Source organism: Mycobacterium sp. E3247 (genome assembly GCF_001667785.1).
Lineage (GTDB): Bacteria > Actinomycetota > Actinomycetes > Mycobacteriales > Mycobacteriaceae > Mycobacterium.
On record NZ_LZJG01000274.1, the window covers coordinates 1 to 22,801 of the forward strand.

Consider the following 22,801-nt stretch of genomic DNA (forward strand, 5'->3'; position numbering starts at 1 on the left):
CTTGGCGACGGGCTCCAGCTGGTTCAGCACGTCGTCGAGATCCTCGGTGACCAGCCGCTCGTTGCTGTCGGCGTCCTGGATGATGATCGCGTCCAGGCCGTAGCGGGCGGCGCGCCACTTGTTCTCCTGGTTGTGCCAGGGCGGCATGGTCGGCAACGTCTCGTCGGCCTCCAGCCTGCGGTCCAGGTCGACCACCAGGCAATGCGTCAACGCGACCAGCGCGCCCAGCTCGCGCAGGTTGGACACGCCGTCGCACACCCGCACCTCGATTGTGCCCAGGTGCGGCGAAGGCCTGATGTCCCAACGGACTTCGTCGACGTGATCGATGATGCCGGTCTTCTTCTGGTCGTAGACGAACCCCTCGAACTCCGCCCAGGTCTGGAACTGGAACGGCAGGCCGGCGGTGGGCAACTGCTGGAACATCATCGCGCGGTTGCTGGCATAGCCGGTGTCCACACCGGTCCACCACGGCGAGGACGCCGACAGCGCCAACAGGTGCGGGTAGTACTTCAGCAGCGACGTCATGATCGGCATCACCTTGTGCGCCGAGGAGATTCCGACGTGCACGTGCACGCCCCAGATCAACATCTGCCGCCCCCACCACTGGGTGCGTTTGATCAGTTCGGCGTAGCGGGGCGCGTCGGTGAGCTTCTGGGTCGACCACTGCGCGAAGGGGTGGGCGCCGGCGCTCAACAGCTCCATGCCCCGGTCCCGGACGATCCGGTGTGCGGGTCCCAGGGTCTCCCGCAGATCCTCCATCGCCTCCCCGGTGGAATTGCACACCCCGCTGACCACTTCGACCGTGTTGCGCAGCAACTCCTTGTGCACGCGCGGGTTTTCGCCGATCTCGGCGATCACCGCCGTGGCTTCGTTGCTCAGGTCACGGGTCTGCGCGTCGACGAGCGCGAACTCCCACTCCACCCCCAGGGTCGGCCGCGGTGAACGGGCGAAATCGATGCGCGCGTTCTGCCTGTTAGCCGGCACCGATCACACCGCACGCGACCCGCTTGCCGGCGTCACCGGTGCTCATTGTCGTCTGGTCGGGCCCCGGGGTGCCGTTACTCTGGTTGTACCGCTCCGGCGGGATGTTGGCGAAGTTGTCGGCGCCCGCATGAATGATGATCGCGGTCTTTTCGCCGGTGAGCAGGTCGTCCATGGCGAACGCGTCCGTGGTGGTCATCAACACCCCGGACCCGTCCTTGCGTACCTGCAACGAGGTCAGGTCGCCGCTGGCGGGTTCGGCGGTGTGGCCGGGCGTTTGGAAGTGCCCTCCGGCGGACAGGAAATCTCCGGGCGCGCCGCCGGTGGGGGCGACGGAATTGGGCTCACACTTTCCGGTCTTGTGGATGTGCACCCCGTGGAATCCCGGCGTCAGCACCCCGTTGCCCGTCGTCTCGATGGTCACGGTGGCGTAGCCGTTGTTGAACTGGAACGTCGCGGTCGCGACCTCGGTACCGTCGGGCGCCTTCAGGTGGGTGGTGATGTTCTTGCCCGCCGCGGCGGCGACGGGTCCGCCCTCCGGTATCGGGGTTCCGGTCGGTGCCGGCGATCCGGTCCAGACGGCCGGCGTGGTGCCCGGTGAGGTCGAGGCGTGCTGAGGCGATGAGCACGCCCCCAGCAGCGCGGCGCACGTGGCTGCGGAGAGCGCGGAAACGGTGACGGCGGCAGTGCGGTGACCAGCAAACGGAGGCATAGCGGAAGCCTAGCCGCTCAAGCCTCAGCCCGTAACGAGCACGATGACGCCCGGCGGTTGGCCGGCCAGCGCGGGGATGCGCGGTTCGACCGGCGCGCCCAGGCTCTTGCCGACCGCATCGGCGGTCGCGTGCTCGTCGTCGGCGTCGGTGTAATAAACCGTGGTGGCCGACACGTCGGGCACGGTCATGTTGTCGACCTTGGTGACGTTGAAACCGGCGGTGGTGAGCTGGTCCTTGGTGCGGGCGCCGACGCCCTCTTTCGTCGAGATGTTGTAGACCTGCACCTCGGCGTGGTTCCCCGCGGGCTTAGCGCTCGTCGACGTGGGCGACGCGCTGGTGCTGGTGGACGTGGAGGCCGCCGACGCCGAGTCGTCCTCGGAGCTGCCGGACGAGCCCAGCGCCTGCCAGCCGAGCAACAGGAAAATGACCCCCAGGAACAACAGCACCATCACCATCGCCCGCAGGGGAAGCCCGGTGGAGTCGGGGACTCGCTCTTTCATCGAGCCCACTGTAGCGAGTCAGGTCACCTCGAAGCCCAGGCGCCGCGCCGCCCGCGCCTTCTGGCGGCTCGCCCGCAGCCGCCGCAACCGCTTCACCAGCATCGGGTCGGCGGCCAGCGCCTCGGGGCGGTCGACGAGTGCGTTGAGCACCTGGTAGTAGCGCGTCGCCGACATCGAGAACAACTCTTTGATGGCTTCTTCTTTTACGCCCGCAAATTTCCACCACTGACGTTCGAAGGCGAGGATGTCGTGTTCGCGGCGGGTGAGCCCATCTGCGATCTCGGCATCGTCCCCCGATCGATTTGCCCGCGCCATGGCGCTGTCCATATAGCTTCCCCTGGACCCTTCCGGCGAATTCTCAGCTGCTCTAATGACTTGACTTACCTAAGGGCGTGTTTCGGCGAATATTGAACCACGGCCCAAACCCTCAAGCCGTCATCCAGACCCGCGAGTCGGCCGATTGGCTCAGATTGCCCGCACCGGCGATCGCCGGCCCGGACGCGCACGCGCGTGCGGTAGCTTAGCCGACCATGGCAGTCGTACCGATCCGGATCGTCGGCGATCCGGTCTTGCACACCCCGACGCAGCCGGTGCCCGTCGGCGCCGACGGTTCCCTGCCGGCCGACCTGCCGAAGCTGATCGCCGACATGTACGACACCATGGACGCCGCGCACGGAGTCGGCCTGGCCGCCAACCAGATCGGGGTCGGCCTGCGGGTCTTCGTCTACGACTGCGCCGACGACCGCGGCCGGACCGACCGCCGGCGCGGCGTGGTCGTCAACCCGGTGCTGGAGACCTCCGAGGTGCCCGAGACCATGCCCGATCCCGACGCCGACGACGAGGGTTGCCTCTCGGTCCCGGGCGAGTCCTTCCCCACCGGCCGCGCCACCTGGGCGCGGGTCACGGGTCTGGACGCCGACGGCCGCCCGGTCGAACTCGAGGGCACCGGCCTGTTCGCGCGCATGCTGCAACACGAGACCGGCCACCTGGACGGGTTTTTGTACCTGGACCGTCTCGTCGGCCGCCACGCGCGCAGCGCCAAGCGCGCCGTCAAGGCACACGGGTGGGGCGTTCCCGGCCTGTCCTGGCTGCCCGGTGAAGGGCCGGACCCGTTCGGTCACTGATGTTCTCGTGGCCGGAACCGGGCACCCGGGTGACGCTTCGCTACCGGCGCCCGGAAGGCTCGGTCCCCCCGCTGACCGATGCGGTCGGACACCTGCTGGCGGTCGGGCCGTCGGTGCGGGTGCGCACCAAGAGCGGCGCGGTCGTGGAGGTGGCGGCCGGAGACGTGGTCGCGCTGCGGGTGCTGACGGACGCGCCGGTCCGCACGTCCGAGATCCGGGCTCTCGAGCGCGCGGCCGCCGCCGCGTTGCCCGGCGCGGAACGGGTCTGGCTCGAGGGCTGGCTGCTGCGCGCCGGAGGTGGCGTCGATTACGCGGTGCCGCTTGATGTTTCGGCGCACGGCCGTACCATCGCGGCGATCGCTGACTGGTATGAGCGGCGGGGCCTGGCGCCGCGGCTGTGCGTTCCGGATCGCTTGTTGCCGACGCCGCCGGGGCTGAACGCCGAACACACGGAACGCGTTTGGGTGCGCGACCTGCCGGCCTCGGCGCCATCCGAACCCGACCCCGACGGCACGCGCTGGGCCGGCCTGTCGGTGACCGGCCCCGCCGACGACCCGGCCACCGCGGCCGCGTGCGAAGCGCTAATGGCCCGGGCGGCGGCGCGCGGCGCGACTCGCGGGTACCTGGTCCTGCCCGGCACCGACGCCGGCATGATGGCGCTCGCCGAGGCGCTGGGCTTCCGCGCGCACCATCGCCGCCGCTATTTCCCGGCCCGCTCGCCGGCCTGGGATACCGTCTAGCGATGATCGATGGCGGCGACGCGCAGCGCCCGGCCTCGCCGCGCTCGCGATCGCCGCTGCGGCTGGCCACCTGGAACGTGAACTCGATTCGCAGCCGCCTGCCCCGCGTCCTCGACTGGCTGGCCCGCGCGGACGTCGACGTGCTGGCCATGCAGGAGACCAAGTGCTCCGACAGCCAATTCCCCACCCTGCCGTTCTTCGAACTCGGCTACGAGGTGGCGCATGTCGGCTTCAACCAATGGAACGGCGTGGCGATCGCCTCCCGCGTGGGCCTCGACGACCTACAGATCGGCTTCGACGGCCAGCCCAGCTGGACCAGTAAGCCGGAGGTGGCCGCGACGGCCGAGGCCCGCGCGCTCGGCGCCACCTGCGACGGGGTCCGGGTCTGGAGCCTTTACGTGCCCAACGGCCGCGCGGTGGGCGACCCGCATTACTTCTACAAGTTGGAATGGCTTGCCGCGCTGCGTGATACGGCGGCGGGGTGGTTGCGCGACGATCCCACGGCCCAGATCGCGCTGGCCGGCGACTGGAACATCGCCCCGACGGACGACGACGTGTGGAGCACCGAATTCTATGCCGGCGCCACCCACGTCTCCGAGCCGGAGCGCCGCGCGTTCGGCGCCATCGTCGACGCCCAATTCACCGACGTGGTACGGCCTTTCGCGCCCGGACCGGGCGTGTACACCTACTGGGACTACACCCAGTTGCGCTTCCCGAAGCGCCAGGGCATGCGCATCGACTTCATCCTCGCCTCCCCGGAATTGGCCGAGCGCGTCACGGACGCCCAGATCGTCCGCGACGAGCGCAAGGGCAAGGCCGCCAGCGACCACGCACCGGTGCTGATCGATATAAGGCGGGCCTAATTCGCTTTCACCGAGATCGCACCGCAAGCACGATCAGGTTAAGCTCAAGCAAATTAAATGCGGCCACTCGTTGTCTGCCGGTTTCCAAAGTGGCAGGCTTTGTTTTGTTAGAAGCAGATACAATGTTTTTTTGCTGTTAACGATGCGTTCAAGCGGGTACACCTCGCCGGTGACGCGGGTTTCGCGGCAAGGGCAGAAAGCCAGGGAGTCAGCATGAGTGTCATCGGCGGAGCGGTCCGGGGCGTGGGTCAGGCGGTGAGTCGCGTGGCGACCACGACGACCGCGGCCGCCGGCGCGGTGGGTGGCGCGGCGGTCAACGGGGTCATCGGGGGCGTCGCCGGCGCCGCCGAGGGCATCAAGAAGGGCATGAGCAGCGGCAGCCACTCCGCGCCCGCGGCCGCGGTGGCGTTCGGCGCCCTGGGCGTCGCGGGACTGGTGGAGTGGCCGGTGCTGCTGGCGGTCGGCGGCAGCGCCCTGCTGCTGCAGCGACTGAGCCGCAAGCAGGAACCGGCGAAGTCGACGAAGGCCAGCCTCAAGGCGGTCCCGGTGGAACCGGCGGCACCGAAGGCCGCGCCGCAAAAAGCGGCCAGCAAATCGACCGCCAAGAAGGCCGCCGGGCGTCGGGCCGGCAGCGCCGAGTTGCGTAGCACCAACTAAATCGGACTATCCGACAACGCTTTGGCCATTGCGACGGCAATACGACAATCTCTGCCGTTGCGCGTCGTCGCGACCGGCATCCAGGCGACCACCTCGCTGGTCGAGTCCGGCATCACCATCGCCGCGATTCCGCTTCGCGAAGGCGCGCGGGCGATCACGGGCGAGCTGCCCGGGGGCACGCCGGCAATACTGAGCCGACGGTGTTGGCGCGGCCGGGACCGCGCCTGGATCGAGGTACGCGGGCTCGACGGCGCCTCGAAAGACGATTCGGCCGAAGAACTCGGACGCACGGTCCTGGACGCGGTGCTGGCCCAACCCGGTGTGGCGTCGGCCGCCCTGAACTACCCGCTGTCGCGAGTGGTGATCACGATCGGCGACGCGGACACCTCGCTGCGCGACCTCTGCCGCGCCGTCGACGGCGCCGAGAGGCGTTGCGCGCCAAGGACGACCGCCAAGCCGTCGGCGCCCCGGACGAGCCTGCCGGGCGACGGCGTGGTGCTGGCCACCCGCGCCGCGACCGCGGCCGCCAGCGCGGCCGGGCTGGGCATAGCGCTCACCGGCCGGGCGCTGCGCTGGCCGCGTATGCCCATCGGCGTCCTGGCGGGCGTGGTGGCCCTCGACTACCAGCCGTGGCTGCGCCGCCTGCTGGAGGACCGCATCGGCCGCCCCGCGACCGACACCGTGCTGGCGCTGGCGGTGACGGCCGCGGAAACCGTCACCCTGTCCCCCGCGTCGTTGTCGGTCGGCCTGCTGATGCAGTCGCTCAAAGCGGCCGAATGCCGCGCGGAGGCCCGCGCCTGGGTCCGCCACGAGCCACAACTGGCCGGCCACGCCGATCAGCCGCACACCGACCCGTCGGCGCGGTCGAAGCCCCCGCGCGGCCGGCCGGCCGACCATTTCGGAAATCGATTCGCGCTCGTCCAGGCGGTCAGCGCCGGGATCGTCGGCGCCACCACCCGCAACCTGCACCAGGCGGCCCTGGCCGTCCTGGTGACCACCCCGGCGGCCAACCGGACCACGCCGGAGGCCTTCGCCGCCGCGCTCGGGCAGGGGCTGGCCGAGCGGCACGCGGTGCTGTCGTTGCGCCCGGAGGCGCTGCGCCGCCTGGACCGGGTGGACGCGATCGTCATCGACCCGCGGGTGTTGTGCACCCGCGGCCTGCGGGTGCAGATCATCCGCGGCGCAAAGGAAGCCGAGCTGCCCGCAGCGTGGTCGCGCGCCCAGCTGATGCTGGAAAACCAGCGCTTGAGCCCCGGCTGGCACCCGGTGCCGGGAATATCGGCCAGTAAGCCGAATGGCGAAGTGGAGGCGCTCTTCTGCTTCACGCACGACCCGCTGGCGTCGGCCGTCGTCGCCGAGGCGCACCGGACGAAGGCCGAGCTGGTCTCAGTCGAGGACGATTCACTGGGCGAACTGCGCCCCGCGTTCGACGACATCAGGCCGCTGGAGCGGGGGTCGGTCGACGACGCGCTGGCCCACGCCGTCGCGGATCTGCAGGCGGCGGGCCGCACGGTCGCCGTGCTGTCATCGGCCGGGGCGCAAGCGGTTTGGTCGGCCGACGTGGCGCTGGGCATGCTGCCCGAGCCCGGGGACGGCCCGCCGCCGTGGTACGCAGACCTGCTGCTGCCCGACCTGGCGGCGGCCTGGCGGGTGCTGCGCGCGCTGCCGGCGGCGCGGGCTGCCGCCCAACGCGGCGTCGGGATCTCCGCCGGCGCAACGGCGATGGGCTCGCTGCTGATGATCCCCGGCGTCCGCGGCATCGGGCGCGGGCCGGTGACCAGCGGGGCGGCGGCCGGTGCGTTGTCCGGATATCTGCTGGCGCGCGGCATCATCCGGGCGGATGCCCCGCGCCCGGCTCCCGTTCAGGAGTGGCACGCGATGGCGGTCGAGCATGTCCGCCGGGCGCTGCCGCCGCCCGATTCCGAGCCCGCCGGCGATCCCGGGCGGCTCGCGCTGGCCACCCTGGGCGCGGCGCAGCCCCAAACCCGCACGCACGCCGTGCTGCAGTTCCTGGGCGCCGTGCGCGCCGAGTTGACCGACCCGCTGACGCCCGTGCTCGCGCTCGGATCGGCAGCCAGCGCCGTGCTCGGCTCGCCGGTCGACGGCGTCCTGGTCTTCTCGGTGCTGACCGGGAACTCCATGCTCGCGGCCAGCCAGCGGCTGCGAGCCGAAAACCGGCTGAACCATCTACTCGCACAACAGATCCCACCGGCCCGCAAGGTCCTCTCCGACGGGGAGGGTGAGCGGGCGTACGCCGACGTCATCGCGGCGCAGCTGCAGCCCGGCGACGTCATCGAGGTGCGCACCCACGAGGTGGTGCCCGCCGACGCCCGGATCGTCGAGGAGGTCGACGTCGAGGTCGACGAGTCGACGCTGACCGGTGAGTCGCTGTCGGTGGAGAAGCAGGTCGAGCCGACACCCGGCGCCGCGCTCGCCGAACGCCGCTGCATGCTGTACGCCGGGACGACCGTGGTGGCGGGCACCGCGGTGGCGGTGGTGACCGCGGTCGGGGCCGACACCCAGGAACGCCGCGCCGCCGAGCTGGTCTCCGGCGACCTCTCCTCGGACGTCGGCCTGCAGCACCAGCTCAGCCAGCTCACCAACCGCGCCTTCCCGGTCAGCATGACCGGCGGCGCGCTGGTCGGCGCGCTGGGGCTGCTGCGGGGCTCGGTCCTGCGCCAGGCCGTCGCGAGCGGGATCGCCATCGCCGTCGCGGCGGTGCCCGAAGGCATGCCGTTGGTGGCGACCCTGGCGCAAGCCGCGTCCGCGCGGCGGCTGACCAGGTTCGGCGCGCTGGTCCGCGTGCCGCGTTCGGTGGAGGCGCTCGGCCGCATCGACGTGGTCTGCTTCGACAAGACCGGCACACTGAGCCAGAACCGGCTGCGCGTCACCGAAGTCGTTGCGGTGTCGGGCACTTCGCGTGAGGAGGTGCTGCGCTGCGCCGCGCACGCCGCGCCGCCGTCCAACGGCGACCCGCACGTGCACGCCACCGACGTCGCCATCGTCGAGGCCGCCTCAGCGGTAAACGGCCACAACTCGGCCACGCCCGTCGCGCACCTGCCGTTCCGCTCCGGCCGGTCGTTCTCCGCCTCGGTGACGGAAACCGAGCTGGCCGTCAAGGGTGCCCCCGAGGTGGTGTTGGCCGCCTGCGACGGCGTCAGCCCCGAAATGGAGGAGACGGTCGCGAGGATGGCCGGCGGCGGCCTGCGGGTGATCGCGGTGGCGCGCCGACAGCTGAGCCCCGCCCAGGCGCGGGCCATCCGGCACGAGCCCGACGACATCGCCGACTTCGCCCGCGAGGGGCTGACCCTCACCGGGTTCCTGGGTTTGTCCGACACCCCCCGCGCCGAGGCGGCCGGGCTGCTGGCGGATCTGCGCAGGCTTTCGGTGGGCGTCAAGCTGATCACCGGCGACCATCCGATCACCGCGAAGGCCATCGCCGAGGAACTCGGGATGAGCGTGACCGCCGGACAGGTGATCAGCGGCGCGGAATGGGACGCGTTGTCGCGCAAGGATCAGGAGCGCGTCGTGACCGAGCGGGTGATCTTCGCCCGGATGACGCCGGAGAACAAGGTGCAGGTCGTTCAGACGCTCGAGAGCGCGGGCGTGCGCACCGCGATGGTCGGCGACGGCGCGAACGACGCGGCGGCCATCCGGGCCGCCACGGTCGGCATCGGCGTCGTTGCCGGGGGCAGCGACCCGGCGCACATGGCGGCCGATGTGGTGCTGGTCGATGCCCGCATCGAGGGCCTGCGCAACGCGATCGAAGAGGGCCGCCAACTCTGGCAGCGGGTGCAGGCGGCCGTGTCGGTGCTGCTGGGCGGCAATGCCGGCGAGGTGTTGTTCGCGATCATCGGCAGCGCGATCACCGGGACCTCGCCGTTGAACACGCGGCAGCTGCTGTTGGTGAACATGATGACCGACGCGCTGCCGGCGGCGGCCCTGGCGGTGAGCAAGCCCAGCGGCCCGGTCGACCCGGGCATCCGGGGACCGGACCAGCCCGCGCTATGGCGCGCGGTCGCGATCCGCGGCGTCACAACGGCCGCCGCGACGACGGCGGCGTGGGCGATGGGCAGCGTCACCGGTCGCCCGCAGCGCGCCTCCACCGTCGCGCTGGTCGCCCTGGTGGGCGCCGAGCTGGGTCAGACGCTGCTGGATTCGCATGCCCCGTTGGTGGTCTTGACCGCGGTGGGCTCGCTCGCGGCGATGGGGACGTTGATCAGCATCCCGGTCGTCAGCCAACTGCTGGGATGCACACCGCTGGGTCCACTCGGCTGGGCGCAGGGGCTGGGATCCGCCGCTGCGGCGACCGTCGCGATCGGGATTGCGAATCGTGCGCTGACGGGTCCGGACAAATCCGGCGCCGCCCCCGCCCCGGTGGGTGAACCTCGACGACCCCGACCCGCCACAGCAGCGCATAGAGTTCCAGTAACGGCACCTTCAGCACCAGAGCAATAGATGAAACCAGCGGATCGCCCCCGGTGTCTGTCATCGTCGACATAGGTCCGACGGTGGTCGGAGCACCCGGCGACTCGGCAAACCCTTCGTTACTGAAAGGCAAATGATGGCGGAAAAGAAGTCGCGCAGGGGGACATCGCAACGCGAGGCCGTGCAGAGGATCCGCGAGGGCGAAACCTTCCACGTGAACCTTCCGGTGCTCGGGCAGATGGAGATTCCCCGGCCCGAACAGCTGGCCTACTTCGGGGGCCTGGCCGCCCTGGCGGCGCTCGAACTCATCGACTGGCCGGTGGCCGTCGTCATCGCCGCCGGACACCTGCTGGCCAGCAATCACCACAACAAGCTCTTAGAGGAGCTCGGCGAGGCCATGGAAGAGGCCTAGCAAAAATTAGGCCGTCCCGAGGGCCCGGTCGAACCGCATCGTGACCCGGGTGCCCCCAGGCGTGCGAAGGGTGTCGACGTGGTCGGCCAGCCCGCCGATCAGGGAAAGACCCCGGCCACGGCGCCGGCTGCGCAGGCTGGCCGAGGAATCGCCGGCCCACCGGCCGGTGTCGCTGATCGTGACGGCGACCGTCCGCTGGTGCACGAAGGCCTCCAGGGAGACGGTCCGGCGGGACTCGCCGTCACTGCCGTGCTCGATCGCGTTGGTCACGGCTTCCCCGGTCGCCAGCAGGATGTCCAGTTCACGCTTCGGGACGACGCCGACCCGGGACAGCCAGGCGCGCAGCCGTTCCCGCACGACGGGAATCTGACCCGCCGCGGCCGTCACCACGGTGGCGAAGCTGCGTGCGGCTTCATGGCTCGGGCGCAGCGCCAGCACGACGACGTCGTCGCGGTAGCCGTCGGGGGGCGCCATCCGGGACAGCAGCTCGGCGCAGACGGACTCGACCGGCAGGTCGGCGCATTCGGCGGCCGCGGCCTTGAGCCGGGCCAGGCCGTCGTCGAGCGTCTCGCCGGCGCGCTCGATGAGTCCGTCGGTGTAGAGCAGGATCAGGCTTCCCGGCGGCATGTTCGACGTCGCGGTGGCGTCGGACGGATAGCTTTGCGCATCGTGTTCCTTGATGGCGACCGGCAGCCGCCGGCCGGCCGTCAGGAACACCGCCTGGTGGTCGGGCAGGACCAGCAGCGGGTAGGGATGGCCGGCGCAGCTGTAATTGACGGTGGCGCACCCGGTGTCCGGCTCGGTCGCGATCAGCGCGTAGGCCACCGTCGCGCAGCGCGCCCCCGCGACGCTGGCCCCGTACCGGTCCAGCGCGCCCAGCACCGCGCCCGGCTGGCCCGCGGTCAGGGCAGAGGCCGCCACCGCGGCGCGCAGCCGGCTCATCACGATCGCCGCGGGCAGGCCGTGGCCGACGACGTCGCCCACCGATATCCCGAGTCGGCTGCCGCGGTCCAGCGGGGTGACCGAATACCAGTCGCCGCCGACCCGCATCGCCTCTCCGGCCGGCTGGTACACGGCCGCCACCACGGCGGCCGTCGAGGCCCGGTCCAGATCCAGCAGGTGCTCTTGGAAGTCGACGGCGATGCGGTGTTCGCGCTCCATCACGCGGACCCGGTCCAGGGCCGACGACGTCAATTCGGCCACGCGGCTGAACGCGTCGAGTTCGGCGGCGTCGAACCGGCGGGGCGCGGGCCACAGCAGGGCCAGCACCCCGACGACGCGGCCCGAGTGGTCCCGCAAGGGCTGGGCGACGCAGGCGCGAACGCTGTCGGCGGTGTCCTGGACCGCGTGCTCGTAGCGCGGTGGCAGGTCGAGCGTGTCGGGGATGACCATCGGCTCGCCGGTGCGCACGACGTCGGCCCCCACCACCGGGGAGTCGAGCTCGGTGACGTGGTAGCGGTCACGCAGTTCTCCGGGCAGGTGGCCGGCGTACTCGAACCGGATGTGGCGATCGCCGTCGAGGACGCCGATCGTGACGGTGGCGGCGTCGGCCGAGCCGAACGGGGATTCCAGCAGGGCGTCCATGATGCCGGCGACCGAGTCGGTGGCCTGCAGCGCCGAGTCGAGGTGCACCAGGTCCGAGGCCGCGGCGCGACGCTGGCGGTCGCGTTCGCGGGCCGCCGCGGACAGCCGCGACTTCAGCCGGTCGACCAGCTCCCGGGAGCGGAACGGCTTGGGCAGATAGTCGTCGGCCCCACCGGCGTAGCCCTCGTCGACCGCCTCGGCCCCGGCCCGCGCGGACAGCATGAGCACGGGCGTGGCCGCCAGTTCCGGGTCGGCGCGGATGGCCGCCACCAGCCCAAAACCGTCGATGCCCGGCATCATGACATCGGTGACGACCGCGTCGGGGCGCAGCTTTCGGGTCGCCGCGAGCGCCGACCTGCCGTCCGCGGCGAGGACTGTCTCCCAATGGGCCGACAGCACCCGGTCGAGATGGCCTCGCATGTCGGCGTTGTCGTCGGCGATCAACACCAGCGGCCGCCGCCTGTCGGGTGCGGCCGCCGGGCCCTCGCGGTGGTCGACCGGCGTCAGCCATTGCCGGGCCTCCGCCACGTACGGGTTGCTCTCGTCCAGCAACCCGGCGGGTGACTGGCCGGCCGCCATGCCGACGGATTGCGGCAGCCGGATGGTCACCGTCGTCCCGCGGTCCAATTCGCTGGCGATGCTTACGGTTCCGCTGTGCAGCTCGACGAGCCCGCGCACCAGCGAGAGCCCGATCCCGGTGCCCTCGACGCTGCGGCCGCGGAAGTTGTCGGCGCGGTAGAAGCGGTCGAACAGGCGGCCCAGGTCCTCGGCGGCGATCCCCACCCCGGTGTCGCGCATGGTGACGACGCAGTGGCCCGATTGGGCGCGCACACTGACCGAAATCGAGCCCCGCAGTGTGTATTTCACCGCGTTCGACAGCAGGTTGAGGATGATCGTCTCCCACATGCCCGGGTCGACATCGGCCAGCACGGGCGCGCAGTCCACGACGAGCTCGAGCCCCGCCCGATGGCAGAGCTCGGTGAAGGACGCCGCTATGTGGGCGGTCAGCGCCCCCACATCGGTACACGCCAACTTCGCGTTCCCGCGGCCCGCTTCGATCCGGGAGAAGTCGAGCAACGAGTCGACCAGGCGCTGCAGGCGCCGCGCGTTGCGGCCCGCCGTGCCAAGCCGATCCGCCAGCACGCTTCCCGACGCCGCCTCGGACAGCGCATCGTCGAGCGGCCCGAGCAGCAGCGTCAGCGGGGTGCGGAACTCGTGGCTGACGTTGGTCAGGAACGCCGTCTTCGCCCGGTCCAATTCGGCCAGCGCGTCGGCCCGCTGCCGTTGCTGGTCGTAGGAGACCGCGGAGGCGAACGCCGCGGACAGCTGATCGGCGAGTAACTGGCAGAAGCCGCGATACATCGCATCGAGGGGCCGCCGCGGACTGACCCCGATCACCAACGCCCCGCCGCCCGAGGCCTCTCCGAGCGGCAATACCAGCGCCTGGCGGGGACACGCCTCACCGAAAAGCTCTGTGATGCCCGGGATTACGTCCTCGAGCCGGTCGATCACGCGCGCCGCCCGGTCGCGTGGGGTCTCGTCCCCACCTATGAGCCCGGCCAGCGAACCGGGCAGCACCGAGGCAATCGCGGGGGTGGCCCCGCGCAGCGTGCTGGCGCGCGACCCGTCCGCGGCGTCCGCTACGTAGACGGCGATGAAGGGCAGGTCCAGGGGCTGCCCGCTGCAGACGGCGACGGCGCTGCCGACCGCGTCGTCGATGGTGTGCGCGTCCATCACGGCGGTCGCCACGGAGTTGAGCACGTGCAGGCGCCGCTCGCTCAGCACCCGGTCGGTGGTTTCGATCACCGCGCAGAAGACGGCGGTCACCGCACCCTCGCCGCCGATGATGGGGCTGTAGGTGAAGGTGAAGTACCGCTCCTGCGACCGGCCGCCGGTCATCAGCGGCAACATCAGGTCGTCGGACCACGTCGCGACGCCGGTGTCGATCACGCTGGTCAGCATCGGCGAGATCTGGGGCCAGATCTCCCACCACACCTGCTGCGCCGGGCAGCCCAGCGCGGCCGGATGCTTGTCCGCCAGGATCTGGGCGTAGGCGTCGTTGTACATCAGGAACAGATCCCGGGGCCCCAGCCAGAGCACGATGGGGAACCGCGAGGTCAAAGCGACGGCCACCGCCACCCGCACCTCGGCCGGCCAGTCCCGCGGCGAGCCCAATGGATGGGCGTCCCAGTCGAATTCGGCGAACCGGCGACCCACCTCGCCGCCCAAATCGACCGCAGCCGCCAAATCGGCCGGCAGCGCCGGGTTCATTGCCTTCGCTTGCGTTGCAGAGCCTCGGAAAGGGTGGGGTAGATGTCGAAGATGCGATCGAGTTCGGTCACCTCGATGGGGCGCAGCACTTGGTCGTGGTCCGCGACCAGGCGGACCGCCGTCCCGGCTTCCTTCCCTGCGTCGTGACACTCGAGCACGGCGTTCAACGCCGCGCTGCCGAAGAAGTCGACCGCCTGCAGGTCGACGACGACCAGCCGGGACGGATGGGGCTCGGCCAGCTTGAGCGCGGCGGTCAGGTGAGCGGTTACCTCATCGACGGTACTGGAGTCCACACCGCCCTTAACGCGCACGACCACAGCGTCCTCGAGTGCCTCGTGTTCCACCGCCAACACCTTCAACGCCTTTCGCCGCTCTTCGGGTCGCGCGGCATGCGCCGCCCCAGAGTGTCTAGAAACACTAACGGTTTGCGGGTTGCCGCGTTCGCGTATTCCTCTGGTTACCCAGCGGCCTCTGCGGATATCCGTTCGTGCACCGTGAGCAGCAGGTGATCAAACTGACTCTGCAGGGCGGCGGTCGAACCCTCCAGCGTTGCCACCTCGGCGAGCAGTTGCCTGGCCAGCGCCCGCAGCTTCACATTGGTCTCCTGCGACCGCCATTGCAGCACCCGAAACGCCTGCTCGGCGCTGACCCGGTAGACGTACATCAGCACGCCCTTGGCCTGTTCTATGGCCGCGCGGCTTTCGAAGAGGTCGGGGAGCGCCTCGTCGAGCACCTCCTGCCGGGCCTCGTCGAAGGTGTTGGCGAGGTCGATGTAATACCCGGCGGTGCCCACCACCGCGCCCGACTCATCGAGCATGCGGTCGGCGACGACGATCGCGTCGTGCACCTGGCCGGCCGTGTCGATGAACCGGTGCCGACTGGAGAAGGACTCCGCCGACTGCAGGGCGTAGTCGAGCACCTCCTGAACGTGCGCGCGGTCGTCGGGGTGCTTGTGCGACAGCAACAACTTCGTCGTCGGCTTGACGGTGCCCGGTTCGTAGCCGTGCATCCTGGCCACCTCGTCGGACCACTCCCAGCGCTCACCGATGAACCAGAAGCGGAAGGTTCCCACGTTGAGGTACCGGCCGACCGCCTCGACCGGGCTCGGCTGTTGGCCTCGGGGCCCGGCCGGTGGGGTCCCGGCCGCTCCCCCTTGCTCTTGCACGTTTGCATCCTCGCACTCGGGGGATACCACCGGCTACCGCCCTGGCCAAAAGGCCCGTCCACATGTCAGGCCGTCCGGGGTGGGGGTAACGTCGCGTGCGGACCATCCACAACGCGGGAGCGCACTCCAATGCGCTGAGAGGACGGCTCGGGGCCGTCGACCGTACGAACCTGACCGGGTAATGCCGGCGTAGGGAGATGAGAAATGACCTTGGAAAAAACGTCCGTCCTTTCCACAGCCGTCGAGGCTTCCGTCACCACCGGGCCCATCGCGGGCAGCAGCAAGGCCTACCGGGAGGTGGAGGCGCCCGGCACCGGTGCCCGCCTGAGGGTTCCCTTCCGGCGTGTGCACCTGTCCACCGGGGACCACTTCGACCTGTACGACACCTCCGGTCCCTACACCGACGCGGACGCGGTCATCGACCTGACGGCCGGGCTGCCGCCGCGGCCCGGCGTGGTCCGCGACCGCGGCACCCAGCTGCAGCGGGCCCGGGCCGGCGAGATCACCGCCGAGATGGCGTACATCGCCGCCCGTGAGGACATGCCCGCCGTGCTCGTGCGCGACGAGGTCGCCCGCGGGCGCGCGGTGATCCCGGCCAACCACAACCACCCCGAGATCGAACCGATGATCATCGGCAAGGCCTTCGCGGTGAAGGTCAACGCCAACATCGGCAACTCGGCGGTGACGTCGTCGATCGCCGAGGAGGTCGACAAGATGGTGTGGGCCACCCGCTGGGGCGCGGACACGATCATGGACCTGTCCACCGGCAAGAACATCCACGAGACGCGCGAATGGATCCTGCGCAACTCCCCGGTGCCCGTCGGCACGGTGCCCATCTACCAGGCGCTGGAGAAGGTCAAGGGTGACCCGACGGAACTGACGTGGGAGATCTACCGCGACACCGTGATCGAGCAGTGCGAACAGGGCGTGGACTACATGACCGTGCACGCCGGCGTGCTGCTGCGGTACGTGCCGCTGACCGCCAAGCGGGTCACCGGCATCGTGTCCCGCGGCGGGTCGATCATGGCGGCCTGGTGCCTGGCGCATCACCGGGAGTCGTTCCTCTACACCAACTTCGAGGAGCTGTGCGACATCTTCGCCCGTTATGACGTCACCTTCTCGCTCGGTGACGGCCTGCGGCCGGGCTCGATCGCCGACGCGAACGACGCCGCGCAGTTCGCCGAGCTGCGCACCCTGGGCGAGCTGACGAAGATCGCGAAAGCCCGTGGCGCACAGGTGATGATCGAGGGCCCGGGTCACGTCCCGATGCACAAGATCGTGGAGAACGTGCGACTGGAAGAGGAGCTCTGCGAGGAGGCCCCGTTCTACACGCTGGGCCCGCTGGCCACCGACATCGCGCCGGCCTACGACCACATCACCTCGGCGATCGGCGCGGCGATCATCGCCCAGGCCGGCACGGCGATGCTGTGCTACGTCACGCCCAAGGAGCACCTGGGGCTGCCGGACCGCAAGGACGTCAAGGACGGGGTGATCGCCTACAAGATCGCCGCCCACTCCGCCGACCTGGCCAAGGGGCATCCGCGCGCGCAGGAGCGCGACGACGCCCTATCGACCGCACGGTTCGAGTTCCGCTGGAACGACCAGTTCGCGTTGTCGCTGGATCCCGACACCGCAAAGGAATTCCACGACGAGACGCTGCCGGCCGAACCCGCCAAAACGGCGCACTTCTGCTCGATGTGCGGGCCCAAGTTCTGCTCCATGCGGATCACCCAGGACGTCCGCGACTACGCCGCCGAGCACGGCCTCGACAGCGAGGAAGCCATCGAAGCCGCCATGCAGGAGAAGTCGCAGGAGTTCGCCGAGCACGGCAACCGGGTGTACCTGCCGATCACCCAGTGAGCTACCTGCCGCTCGCACCGCCGGGCAGCACGCCGCTGCGGGTGCTGACCATCGCCGGGTCCGACTCGGGCGGCGGCGCCGGCATCCAGGCCGACCTGCGCACCATGGCGCTGCTGGGCGTGCACGCGTGCGTGGCGGTCTCCGCGGTGACCGTGCAGAACACGGTGGGGGTCAAGGGCTTTCACGAGGTGCCCGACGACTTCGTCGCGGCCCAGATCGAAGCGGTGGTCACCGACATCGGCGTCCAGGCCGTCAAGACCGGCATGCTGGCATCGTCGGCCATCATCGGCGCCGTCGCAACCACCTGGCGCCGGCTGGGGTTGACGCTTCCGCTCGTCGTCGACCCGGTGTGCGCATCCATGCACGGCGACGCGCTGCTGGAGGTGGCTGCGTTGGATTCCCTTCGCGACCAACTGTTCCCGTTGGCGACGTTGGTAACGCCGAACCTCGACGAGGTGCGGCTGCTGGTGGGCATCGAGGTCGTGGACGCGGAGTCGCAGCGGGCGGCCGCCAAGGCGCTGCACGCGCTGGGACCGCGCTGGGTGCTGGTCAAGGGCGGCCACCTCCGGTCGTCGGACCGCAGCTGCGACCTGCTCTATGACGGCACCGGGTTCCACGAGTTCGACTCGGAGCGCTTGCCCGGCGGCAATGACCACGGCGGCGGCGACACGCTGGCCACGGCCGTGGCGTGCGCGTTGGCGCACGGGTACCCCGTTCCCGAAGCCGTCGGTTTCGGGAAGCGTTGGGTCACCGAATGTTTGCGCGCGTCCTACCCGCTGGGCCACGGCCACGGCCCCGTCTCCCCGTTGTTCCGGTTGACGTGAACCTGGAACAGATCGCCGGTGTGGCGCACGAACCCGACGGCCCACCCGCCGGAGTGGTGGTGCTGACGCATGGCGCCGGCGGCAACCGGGATTCGCCGTTGCTGCAACAGGTTTGCGACGAATGGGCGCGCCGCGGCTGGCTGGCGGTCCGGTACAACCTGCCCTACCGGCGACGCCGGCCCACCGGACCACCGTCCGGTTCAGCGGCCACCGACCGCGCCGGGATCGTCGAGGCGATCACGCTGTGCCGCGGCCTGGCCGACGGTCCGCTGATCGCCGGCGGGCACTCCTACGGCGGACGGCAGACGTCCATGGTGGTGGCGGCCCGCGAAGCGCCCGTCGACCTGCTGAGCCTGTTCTCCTACCCCGTGCATCCGCCGGGGAAGCCGGAGCGGACCCGCACCGAACACCTGCCCGACATCAGGGTTCCGACGGTGTTCACGCACGGGACAGCGGACCCCTTCGGCACGCCCGACGAGCTGCGCGCCGCCGCCGCGCTGGTCTCCGGCACGACCGCGGTCGTCGAGATCGCCGGGGCGCGACACGATCTGCGGTCCAAGACCCTGAACGTGGCGGCGCTGGCGGTCGACGCCGCGCTGCAGCTGCTCGGGCGCAATTAGACAGCTCAGACTGGACAGTTTTGGCTGTCTAATTTAGGCTGGTGTCGTGGACGGCATCAGCGAATCGGCAGCCGCGGCGGCCCGCGATCTGCGGGTGGTCTTCAGCCGGTTGCGGCGCCGATTGAGGGACCTCGCCACGGACGACGACCTCAGTCCCTCGCAGACGGCGGTGCTCAACCGGCTCTGGAAGGAGGGCGCCTCATCGGCGAGCGCCCTGGCCTCCGCGGAGCGGGTACGTCCACAGTCCATGGCCACGGTAGTGGCCGCCCTCGAGCAGCGCGGGCTCATCGAGCGCCAACCCGATCCGGACGACGGGCGGCGGCAACTGATTTCGCTGACCACGGCGGGCCGGCGACGCGCCGAAAGCAACCGGCAGGTCCGCGAGGAGTGGCTGGCGCGCGCCATCCACGAGCGGTATTCCGAACGCGAGCGTCGCGTCATCCTCGACGCGCTGACGCTGCTCGAGCGCTTGACCGAATAACGAGAGGACAAGGGCCGCAATGGAACTGGCAATACACTTTATCGACTTTCTGCCCGGCGACCCGGCGGCGCTGGGCCCCACGCTGGCCGACGCGGCGAAGGCCGCCGAGCAGGGCGGGGCGACGCTGTTCACGCTGGCCGACCACTTCTTTCAGATGGAGGCCGTGGGACGCGCGGAGGACCCGTTCCTGGAGGGCTACACGTCGCTGGGTTTCCTCGCCGCGCAGACCACCAGGATCGACCTGAGCCTGCTGGTCACCGGCGTCACGTACCGCTATCCCGGCCTGCTGGCCAAGGCGGTCACCACGCTCGACGTCCTGTCGCAGGGCCGCTCGATGCTGGGCCTTGGCGCGGCCTGGTACGACCGCGAGCACGCCGCGCTCGGCTTCCCCTATCCCCCGGTGAGCCAGCGCTTCGAGATGCTCGAAGAGACGCTGCAGATCTGTCAGCAGATGTGGAGCGGCAACGACGGGCCCTACCAGGGCAAGCATTACCAGCTGGCCGAGACCATTTGTTCGCCGCAACCGATTCGCCGCCCGCCGATCCTGATCGGCGGGGACGGCGAGAAGAAGACCCTGCGCCTGGTCGCGCAGTACGCCGACATCTGGAACAGCACCACCAGCGACGTTGACGAGCTCAGGCACAAGATCGAGGTGCTGCACCGCCACTGCGAGGCGGTCGGCCGCGACCCGGGCGAGATCCGCAAGACGGTGGGCCATTTCGTGAATCCCTTCGAGGACCCCGACGGTTACTTCAAGACCGCCGAGCGCTACGCGGAACTGGGCGTCGAGATGGTCAACGCCGGCCCGTTCCCGGGCAACCCCGATCCGGTCGGCTTCATCCGCCGCCTCGGCGACAAGGTGGTACCCAGGCTCGCCCAAATCGGTTGATACGGCTGCCGTTCGGTCATCCCGGATAGCGGGAGTAGCAGGCGTCCATGTTGCCTGTCGCGCCGCCACGAAAGGCCGCTATCCGGGTGAAACCGGCCGGCACGCTGGTGCCGTCGGCGTCACTGGCGACGAGGTGGTTGGTGAGCAACCCCGCCACCGCCTCGTCGAGATCGCCGGCCGTCAGCAGCAGCTGCTTCTGCGACGACAGCTCGATGGGCTCGGCCATCTTGCGGTGCACCACGCCGGTCAGGCACGCGGTGCGCAGCGCGGTCCACGGGCTCTGCATGGCCAGCCCGCGTTCGTGCTGCACGGCCAGCGCGTAGCGCGACATCACGACCGAGAGCGCGGTGTCGTCGCCCTGCGGCAGGGTCTGTTCGTTCTCGTCGGCGACCTTGCCCATCGCCGCCAGCTTGGGCAGGTCCACCACGATCGTGTTGGTGGCCGGGCAGTAGGACGCCGGCGGGCTGGCCTTGGCGTCCGGGCAGTCGGCCGCCTGGTAGGACAGCGCCGGCGGATTCTTCGGGGAGAACACCTTTCCCAGGAGTTCCATCAGGGTGGACAGCGTGTCCTGGTCGAGCGGCACCTCACCGGTCTCGGGGTTCCCGGTGCTGGTGTCGACCCGCAGCGCGTTGGGCAGGTCGCCGCGGCGCTGTTCGATCTCCGCCCTGTCGATCCCCGCGCAGGCCGGGGCGCCGTCGATGAACCCCATCTGGAAGGCGCTGATCCGGTCGAGGGCCGACCCGTGTTCGTCGTCGTTCTCGGTGTCGCTGTCCAGGACGGGGTCCCGGGTGGTGATGATGCCCGCCAGCACGTGGTCCAGTCCGTCGGCGGTGCTCAGCGTGAACCGCGGCGACTTGCCGTCGGCCACCCAGAACAGGTAGACGCCCGCGAAGCAGTCGGCCTGCTGCTCGCGCACGATCGTGGGGTCTCGCTTGGTCACTAGCTTCGCCATGGTCTGCAAGGCATGGCCGAATTCGTGGGCCAGCACCCCGTTGACCGACATGTCGCCGAAATACCGTTGTGCGACGGACATGAACACCCCGCGGTCCCACGCGATCAGGTTGCAGCGCGACGTGTAGAACGCGTTGACCAGTTTGTAGGTGTCGTTGTGGCAAACGATGGGGCTGGCCGGATCGTTGGAGTTGTAGGACACCATCTTGCCGACCGGAACGAACGTTCCCTTCAGCGACTGGCCGTACACCGACTTCCAGTAGTCCTCGATGTCGTTGACCGACAGCAACGACAACTTGTCGATCGCGCCGTTGTCGGTGTTGACCACCGTGCCCGTCGGGTCGGGCGCGTTGCTGCGGATCCCGCTGGGGCCGTTGGTGGCGGGCAGGCCGCCCACCCGGAACGGGTCGTTGAGCATCGACAGCGCCCGCCCGTCGACGAAGGATGCGCAGCCGGCCACCACGATTGCCGCCGCCGCGCAGCTTGACGCCGCCCGCAGCAAGGTGGCCGCCCCGCGGGGGCGGCCACCGGTCGGCTGACGTCGATTGCGCGCGCGGCTGTTCATCCCAACCTCATCCCGACCGGCTGCAGGGCAGCACCAAAGCGTCTCATTCTAGAGCGGTTGGCTAACAGTGACAGCCCGAATGCGCACGCCGGTCGCACACCGACCACGACGGCAGGGGCGCACGGTCACCCGCGGGTGACCGTGCGGAACCCAGCCGTCTCCGGCGGGCGGTCACGGTGGAGGCAGCGAACTCTCAGGGGCGCGGCGCGGGTGTCTGCTGAGGTCCGGCCGGGCCACCCGGGCCCATCCCGCCGGGGCCCATCATCCCGCCCGGGCCCATCATTCCCGGCCCCATCATTCCGCCGGGCTGCATCATCGGGCAGGTGCCGGCCCGCCCGCCGCCGTACCCGTGGCGCCACCCGTCGTGGCCACCGGAGGACCAGCCCAGGAGCAGCCCCGAGAAGAAGACCACCGCGACGACGAACACGACACCGGCGACGATGACCACCCACGCGGCCGCTTGACCCAGCCGACTGTGTGCGCCGACTCGATGTTCGACATTGGATTCAGCAGTTTGCGTCATGCCCCGAACGATGGCACACATATACCCACCGGGGGTAGGGACCATTGGCCCTAGAATGGGCGACGCGCCTGTGGTCGGCTTACGCTTGTTGCGCGGGAGACGTCCGAAAGGATGCGGCCATGGCTGAGTTGACGCGGCGGGCGGCACTCGCCGCCTTCGGCGCTCTCGGCGCGGGCGGCATCCTGGGGTTGGGATTGCTGCGGCGCGGCCTTCAGTCGATGGCCGTACGCCTCACCGACGGCGGCGGTTTCATGGGCGCCGGCCACATGGACATGAGCCGCTACATGGAAATGTTCATGCGGCACAGCGAAATCGACCGTGTGGTCGAGGACATTCCCGGCGGCGTGCGCACCACCACCGAATCGGCGTCGCCGGACCTGGCGGCCCAACTGCAGGCGCATGTTTCGAGCATGTACGCCCACCTCGATCAGGGCACCGAAGTCAGCTGCATGAGCCAAAGCCTGCCGACCCTTTTCCGGCAGGCCGGCGGTTACCGCCGCAAGCTCACCCTCACCCCCAAGGGCGTGATCGCCGAGGAGACCGCCGACGATCCGGCCCTCACCGATGTCATCCGTGCGCACGCGCGGGAGGTCACCGGCTTCGTCGCGGAGGGCATGCCCGCGATGATGCAGCAGATGATGGGTCAGGGC

21 protein-coding genes, 1 pseudogene and 1 riboswitch are annotated in these 22,801 nt (G+C 70.1%); of the genes and pseudogenes, 12 read left to right on the forward strand and 10 right to left on the reverse strand.

Annotation, left to right across the window (positions count from 1 at the left end):
• From A9X04_RS15190 to A9X04_RS15205, 4 genes are all read right to left on the reverse strand, one after another.
• Positions 1–984: glutamate--cysteine ligase (locus A9X04_RS15190; RefSeq protein WP_067921828.1), on the reverse strand; the 984-nt coding region annotated here is incomplete at its 3' end.
• Complete coding sequence (locus A9X04_RS15195) at positions 974–1,693, reverse strand: superoxide dismutase family protein (protein ID WP_067921770.1); 720 nt, start codon at positions 1,691–1,693, stop codon at positions 974–976. The genes A9X04_RS15190 and A9X04_RS15195, both read right to left, overlap by 11 nt.
• Positions 1,694–1,717: 24 nt before the next feature.
• The gene (locus A9X04_RS15200; RefSeq protein WP_067921781.1) at positions 1,718–2,194 is read right to left on the reverse strand and encodes a LytR C-terminal domain-containing protein; all 477 of its coding nucleotides are present in this window, start codon (positions 2,192–2,194) and stop codon (positions 1,718–1,720) included.
• Positions 2,195–2,212: 18 nt separating this feature from the next.
• The gene (locus A9X04_RS15205; protein WP_007167558.1) at positions 2,213–2,521 is read right to left on the reverse strand and encodes a DUF3263 domain-containing protein; all 309 of its coding nucleotides are present in this window, start codon (positions 2,519–2,521) and stop codon (positions 2,213–2,215) included.
• A gap of 203 nt (positions 2,522–2,724) precedes the next feature.
• Between A9X04_RS15205 and A9X04_RS15210 the strand changes: the two genes are divergently transcribed.
• From A9X04_RS15210 to A9X04_RS15230, 5 genes are all read left to right on the forward strand, one after another.
• Positions 2,725–3,318, forward strand: coding sequence for a peptide deformylase (locus A9X04_RS15210; protein WP_067921784.1), 594 nt, complete (start codon positions 2,725–2,727; stop codon positions 3,316–3,318).
• A complete protein-coding gene (locus A9X04_RS15215) occupies positions 3,318–4,058 on the forward strand; it encodes a GCN5 family acetyltransferase (protein WP_067921787.1) in 741 nt (246 codons plus the stop codon). The genes A9X04_RS15210 and A9X04_RS15215 overlap by 1 nt, the downstream gene beginning before the upstream one ends.
• A 56-nt stretch (positions 4,059–4,114) precedes the next feature.
• Positions 4,115–4,921, forward strand: a complete 807-nt coding sequence (locus tag A9X04_RS15220) for an exodeoxyribonuclease III (RefSeq protein ID WP_067921831.1) — start codon at positions 4,115–4,117, stop codon at positions 4,919–4,921.
• A gap of 213 nt (positions 4,922–5,134) precedes the next feature.
• Positions 5,135–5,578, forward strand: a complete 444-nt coding sequence (locus A9X04_RS15225) for a hypothetical protein (protein ID WP_067921789.1) — start codon at positions 5,135–5,137, stop codon at positions 5,576–5,578.
• 51 nt (positions 5,579–5,629) lie between these two features.
• Positions 5,630–10,036, forward strand: coding sequence for a cation-translocating P-type ATPase (locus tag A9X04_RS15230; RefSeq protein WP_156764370.1), 4,407 nt, complete (start codon positions 5,630–5,632; stop codon positions 10,034–10,036).
• Here the strand turns inward: A9X04_RS15230 and A9X04_RS32340 are convergent.
• Positions 10,002–10,079 (reverse strand): annotated as a pseudogene (locus A9X04_RS32340) (hypothetical protein); the annotation flags it as partial. The gene A9X04_RS15230 and the pseudogene A9X04_RS32340 sit on opposite strands and share 35 nt — an antisense overlap.
• A 63-nt stretch (positions 10,080–10,142) precedes the next feature.
• Between A9X04_RS32340 and A9X04_RS15235 the strand changes: the two are divergent.
• A complete protein-coding gene (locus A9X04_RS15235) occupies positions 10,143–10,418 on the forward strand; it encodes a hypothetical protein (protein WP_102419978.1) in 276 nt (91 codons plus the stop codon).
• A 6-nt stretch (positions 10,419–10,424) separates the two neighbouring features.
• On the opposite strand, the gene A9X04_RS15240 is transcribed toward A9X04_RS15235, so the two are convergent.
• The 3 genes from A9X04_RS15240 to A9X04_RS15250 all read right to left on the reverse strand — a co-directional run bounded on the left by A9X04_RS15240 (position 10,425) and on the right by A9X04_RS15250 (position 15,438).
• Entirely contained in the window at positions 10,425–14,273 is a 3,849-nt protein-coding gene (locus A9X04_RS15240; RefSeq protein ID WP_067921798.1) for a SpoIIE family protein phosphatase, read from the reverse strand.
• Positions 14,270–14,632, reverse strand: coding sequence for an STAS domain-containing protein (locus A9X04_RS15245; protein ID WP_067921800.1), 363 nt, complete (start codon positions 14,630–14,632; stop codon positions 14,270–14,272). The genes A9X04_RS15240 and A9X04_RS15245 overlap by 4 nt, the downstream gene beginning before the upstream one ends.
• Positions 14,633–14,730: 98 nt before the next feature.
• Complete coding sequence (locus tag A9X04_RS15250; protein ID WP_067921808.1) at positions 14,731–15,438, reverse strand: PAS and ANTAR domain-containing protein; 708 nt, start codon at positions 15,436–15,438, stop codon at positions 14,731–14,733.
• A 103-nt stretch (positions 15,439–15,541) separates the two neighbouring features.
• A riboswitch (TPP riboswitch) is annotated at positions 15,542–15,651 on the forward strand.
• Here A9X04_RS15250 and thiC point away from each other — a divergent pair.
• The 5 genes from thiC (at position 15,643) to A9X04_RS15275 (ending at position 20,112) form a co-directional block, all read left to right on the forward strand.
• Positions 15,643–17,298, forward strand: coding sequence for a phosphomethylpyrimidine synthase ThiC (thiC, locus tag A9X04_RS15255; protein ID WP_067921811.1), 1,656 nt, complete (start codon positions 15,643–15,645; stop codon positions 17,296–17,298). Its footprint overlaps the riboswitch before it by 9 nt.
• Complete coding sequence (thiD, locus tag A9X04_RS15260) at positions 17,295–18,122, forward strand: bifunctional hydroxymethylpyrimidine kinase/phosphomethylpyrimidine kinase (protein ID WP_067921814.1); 828 nt, start codon at positions 17,295–17,297, stop codon at positions 18,120–18,122. Before thiC ends, thiD begins: the two co-directional genes overlap by 4 nt.
• Positions 18,119–18,742 carry an alpha/beta family hydrolase gene (locus A9X04_RS15265; protein WP_067921816.1) on the forward strand — a complete coding sequence of 208 codons (624 nt, stop codon included), beginning with the start codon at positions 18,119–18,121 and terminating at the stop codon, positions 18,740–18,742. Before thiD ends, A9X04_RS15265 begins: the two co-directional genes overlap by 4 nt.
• A 46-nt stretch (positions 18,743–18,788) precedes the next feature.
• A complete protein-coding gene (locus A9X04_RS15270) occupies positions 18,789–19,223 on the forward strand; it encodes a MarR family winged helix-turn-helix transcriptional regulator (RefSeq protein ID WP_067921818.1) in 435 nt (144 codons plus the stop codon).
• Between the two features lie 19 nt (positions 19,224–19,242).
• Positions 19,243–20,112 carry an LLM class F420-dependent oxidoreductase gene (locus A9X04_RS15275; protein WP_067921821.1) on the forward strand — a complete coding sequence of 290 codons (870 nt, stop codon included), beginning with the start codon at positions 19,243–19,245 and terminating at the stop codon, positions 20,110–20,112.
• Between the two features lie 16 nt (positions 20,113–20,128).
• On the opposite strand, the gene A9X04_RS15280 is transcribed toward A9X04_RS15275, so the two are convergent.
• On the reverse strand, positions 20,129–21,628 hold the full coding sequence (locus tag A9X04_RS15280; RefSeq protein WP_231985736.1) for a peptidase: 1,500 nt from the start codon (positions 21,626–21,628) through the stop codon (positions 20,129–20,131).
• A 193-nt stretch (positions 21,629–21,821) separates the two neighbouring features.
• Positions 21,822–22,151 (reverse strand): hypothetical protein, encoded by a 330-nt coding sequence (locus A9X04_RS15285; protein ID WP_156764369.1) that lies wholly within the window; start codon positions 22,149–22,151, stop codon positions 21,822–21,824.
• A gap of 119 nt (positions 22,152–22,270) precedes the next feature.
• Between A9X04_RS15285 and A9X04_RS15290 the strand changes: the two genes are divergently transcribed.
• Positions 22,271–22,801, forward strand: a 531-nt coding sequence (locus A9X04_RS15290) for a hypothetical protein (protein ID WP_067921826.1), incomplete at its 3' end; no start/stop codon positions are given.